The organism is Streptomyces spiralis, assembly GCF_014654675.1.
GTDB classification, from domain to species: Bacteria; Actinomycetota; Actinomycetes; order Streptomycetales; family Streptomycetaceae; genus Streptomyces; species Streptomyces spiralis.
Genome location: NZ_BNBC01000174.1, coordinates 1 through 509 on the forward strand (window position 1 = coordinate 1; position 509 = coordinate 509).

The 509-nt window shown below is 72.9% G+C and carries 1 protein-coding gene; it reads right to left on the reverse strand.

Annotated elements, in window-relative coordinates; translation table 11 throughout:
• On the reverse strand, nucleotides 1-509 hold a 509-nt coding region (locus IE318_RS44595; RefSeq protein WP_189908505.1), incomplete at both ends, for a zinc-binding dehydrogenase.

Below are 509 nucleotides of genomic sequence, written 5' to 3' on the forward strand. Positions count from 1 at the left end.
CCGGGCGGCCGACGGCGTCGATCACGACATCGGCGCCGAAGCCTCCGGTCAGCTCCCGGATCGCCTCGACCGGATCGATCTCCCTGGAGTTGACCGTGTGGGTCGCACCCAGCTTCCGGGCCGCGGCCAGCTTGCGGTCGTCGACGTCGACCGCGATGATCCTCGCCGCGCCCGCCAGATGAGACCCGACGACGGCCGCGTCCCCGACGCCGCCGCAGCCGATGACGGCCACGCTGTCACCGCGGCCGACGTTCCCGGTGTTGATGGCCGCGCCGATGCCCGCCATCACACCGCAGCCCAGGAGACCGGCGGCCGCCGCCGAGGCGGCCCGGTCCACCTTCGTGCACTGTCCGGCCGCCACCAGCGTCTTCTCCGCGAAGGCGCCGATCCCGAGGGCCGGGGAGAGCTCCGTGCCGTCGGTGAGGGTCATCCTCTGCTTGGCATTGTGCGTGTTGAAGCAGTACCAGGGCCGCCCGCGCAGACAGGCCCGGCACTGCCCGCACACGGCA